Here is a 3,131-nt window from a genome sequence, read left to right as displayed (position 1 = left end):
CTCAACCCCGCCCCCTTCTGCCTTCTGGACGAAGTCGACGCCCCGCTGGACGACGCCAACACCTCGCGTTTCTGCAACCTGGTCAAAGAAATGTCGGCGCAAACCCAGTTCCTCTACATCTCCCACAACCGCCTGACCATGGAAATGGCAGAGCAGCTCGTCGGCGTAACTATGCAGGAAAAAGGCGTATCGCGCGTTGTAGCCGTAGACATTAAACAGGCGTTGGAAATGGCTGAACCGAATTGAGGTAAGAACAAAGGCTGACGATTAAGAAATTCTGATGGCTAGTTACACAATTAAGTGAGCCTGAATGGGGAGAACTTTAATTTTTCCTTAAAGCAATAAAAAGGTCGTCTGAAAACTTTGGGTATAGTTTTCAGACGACCTTTTTATTCACTTCCATTCTAAAATTGTTTGGAAATATCGATAAACAAGCGATGCTGGTTTTGACGGTAATAAAAATGATTGCTGTGGACATGTGTCCAACCCCAGTTCAGGCGCGGAGTAAAGCCTTTCCAGGACAACTTTTTATGACCCGCTGACAAATGGACGTAGGTTTCACGGTCATTTCGTTTGATATTGAAAATATCTTCTGCCTGATAGCGGCGGTACTGTACAGTGGTATTGAGTGAAGTAACAAGCTTGCCTGACTTGCCCCATGCTTTTGTCCAGCCTGCACGCAGATTTTCATATTTATAGGCATCAGAACGGTCACGCGCACTGTTGTATCCTTTTCCTGCGCCAAATACGAAATATTCACCACTCTTACGATAATAGAGGGTTGATATAGAGGCAATATGGTTTGCACCGTTTAAGAATTTTCTTTCTTTATGTTTACGGTAGCCGGACTGCCATGCGCCGAATACTTGCCATTTGGGCGATAACACACGTGAATAGCGCAAAATACCGCCTGATGTATTGGAGTAGGGCTCTGTACCATACCAGCGCTTTTCATAAAATGGCGATAAGGAGACTTCCTGAGTATGATTCCGCCAGCCGGCACCGGTTTCAGCACGCACAGTTAAATCATCATAATCATGCGCATCCCAATAAAATTTGCCACCAGCAGAAAGGTTTTTTTTCCAGACCCAATGTCCATTGAGCGGAGTATTTTTTTGTGCAGAAACATCGTAGGCAATACCGTTTGCTGTACGAGGCGCTTCAAACTCAAAACCTCCGTACACACGTTCGCGCGGCGTTCGGGCAATATTATTGTCGCGAACGTAGGAAATATTACCGTCAAAATTCCAAGATTTATCTTTCTTCAGAAATTTATCAAATTCATTCAAATATTGCAGTGTTGGTTCAGGTAGGTCGGGAGTTTTGCGGACTTCCTGTAACTCTTTTGCTGCGTCACGCATTTTTCCGTCTTGTGAAAGGGTTAATGCCAATTGTAGGCGTACAGGAGAGTAGTCAGGATGATTGGCAAGGATATTCCGAAAATCCTGTTCTGCTACTTTGTACTTTCCATCTGCACGGGAAAGAATTGCATCTGCATAGGAAACCATTGTTTCGTCGTGTCCGGTCATGCGACGGTAGAGTGGCAATAGGAAACGGATGTTGTCAATATTTTGGCGTGCAAGGGCGGTATCCATTGCATCGGTTAAGATTTCAGGTTGTTGGAGCAATTCTTCTGATGACATAGAAAACTGTTGTTGCTCAACCTGATTGTCTTCTTGCAGAGTTTGTTTTTCAGCCTTGCGGATTTGATTATGGTTTAGGTCGGGCTGAATTTCATCGTGTGGTGTTGGTGCTGCTGAGGCATAGTGTACCGCAGCGCATAAAATTAAAGCCAAAGTTGGATAGCGCATATTTTTTATTTCGTTTTGGGGCGTTTGAGCATGGTAAAAATTCTTTCAGACGGCATATTGGTAAAACAAACCGCCCGGCAGATGCCGGACGGTTGAAAGCGGCAGATTATTGTTTTTTCGCGCCGAAAGAGCCTTGGTAAACATTATTCTCATGCTCAGCACTAAAGACACCGCCTAATTCTGCAGCTTTAGGACCGAAGAAATTACCCTTCATACGGATACCATCTTGCTCGCCGCTGAAGGATGAACCGGAAATTTTACCGGAAACAGGAATATCATATACATGGTCAATCAGGCCTGAGATGGTTTTACGGCCGAAATCAACATCAAATTTAGATGCGCCTGTTGTATAAGCTGCACCTTGAAGCAGAATGGCATCACCAACATAAGATGCTTTGCCAGAAGTTGGCATAGCACCTGCACCACTAGTTGGCGTAATACTACCAATGGCAAAAGAGTCATGATGAAGTGTTGTTTGATAAGTAGGGCTAATAATGCCGACAGTTTGTGCACCGAATTGAACATGGCTGTATTTGCGTCCGCTCAAAACAGTCATACGGGTCGACATATTATCTTTGGTAGGGCCAATTTCTCTGTAGAAGAGAAATGCTGCATTGGCTTTGGATAAATCAATTTTACGACCGTCAATGGTAACACTAGCATTCATCTCGCCTTGAGGAGTAACGTATTTTGCAGTGTTATAGGATGCATTTGTTGAAGTCATTGCATTACCGCCAACAGCTGCACTAGGTGTTGGTTGAGATGGAGTAGTCGGTTTAGCCGGAGTTACAGGAGTGGTCGGTTTAGCCGGAGTTACAGGAGTGGTCGGTTTAGCCGGAGTTTCAGGAGTGGTCGGTTTAGCCGGAGTTTCAGGAGTAGTTGGTTTAGCTGGAGTTGTAGGTTTAGAAGGAGTAATCGTATTAGAAGGGTTGATATCTGGACCGCTCTCACCATTGCTACTACATGCAGTTACCGCGAACAAAGCGGCGCAAACCAAAGCTGTCGTTTTGATTTTTGTATCATAAGTTTGAATCCTTAAGTATTTGAATATCGGTTAAATCTGGTTAATGACTTTTACGGTCAAAAAAATTCTACAACAAATACATACATAAACAAACAGATAAGATAGAAAGTGTAGGAGGAAACTATTAGGGTAATAATGAAATTTAAATATTTCTTTTATGAAATCAAGATATTACGTATTTTGATATTTTTGAATATTTTTTTGATGTTGTAGGAAAGATACAATATATAAAACAAAATGTTATCAAAAATTAAGAGGAATTAAGTCAGGGTAATATGTATAGTCTTACGTAATAG

General features: G+C 42.8%; 2 protein-coding genes and 1 pseudogene. 1 reads left to right on the top strand and 2 read right to left on the bottom strand.

Annotated elements, in window-relative coordinates; genetic code table 11:
- Positions 1 to 246: pseudogene (locus tag ACTHS3_RS11080) on the top strand (chromosome segregation protein SMC); the annotation flags it as partial.
- Between the two features lie 158 nt (positions 247 to 404).
- On the opposite strand, the gene ACTHS3_RS11075 reads toward ACTHS3_RS11080, so the two are convergent.
- On the bottom strand, positions 405 to 1,811 hold the full coding sequence (locus ACTHS3_RS11075) for a surface lipoprotein assembly modifier (protein WP_070607908.1): 1,407 nt from the start codon (positions 1,809 to 1,811) through the stop codon (positions 405 to 407).
- Positions 1,812 to 1,917: 106 nt separating this feature from the next.
- Complete coding sequence (locus ACTHS3_RS11070; RefSeq protein WP_141748414.1) at positions 1,918 to 2,808, bottom strand: transferrin-binding protein-like solute binding protein; 891 nt, start codon at positions 2,806 to 2,808, stop codon at positions 1,918 to 1,920.
- Positions 2,809 to 3,131 lie beyond the last annotated feature (323 nt).

The organism is Neisseria sp. P0009.S007 (assembly GCF_051962515.1).
This window is presented reverse-complemented; position numbering and strand designations above follow the sequence as displayed.